The organism is Neisseria sp. P0008.S010 (assembly GCF_051962715.1).
GTDB classification, from domain to species: Bacteria; Pseudomonadota; Gammaproteobacteria; order Burkholderiales; family Neisseriaceae; genus Neisseria; species Neisseria elongata.
In genome coordinates, this window is the sequence record NZ_JBQCVA010000207.1 from 1 (window position 1) to 346 (window position 346).

Annotated in this window: 1 pseudogene; it reads right to left on the minus strand. The window is 55.2% G+C overall.

Going from position 1 to position 346, the window contains the following annotated elements:
- Window positions 1-148: pseudogene (locus ACTHSL_RS13245) on the minus strand (IS5/IS1182 family transposase); the annotation flags it as partial.
- Window positions 149-346: the final 198 nt, after the last annotated feature.

Here is a 346-nt window from a genome sequence, read left to right on the forward strand (position 1 = left end):
CACTTAGCCTGTTAGCCGCTTTCAACAGGTTTAAACACATCGCCTTCAGATGGCTTTGCGCACTCACTTTAATCAGTTCGAAATAGGCTGCCCGGGCGTAGCGGAATTTACGGTGCAGCGTACCGAAGCTTTGTTCGACCACATACTGGACCGAACAACCGTATTGCAGCGGCCGCTACCAATTGCGTCTGCCCGCCGTCCGCCGCCACAGCAGCTCGTGGATAGAATACAACGGCTGGAGCGTGATGGTATTGTTCAACGACTGGGCGCGGCAGATGCAAGACATCCGCAAGTTCGAACGCAGCGGTTCCTACGGGGCGACTAATATCTTTATCGGCAGCCGCAC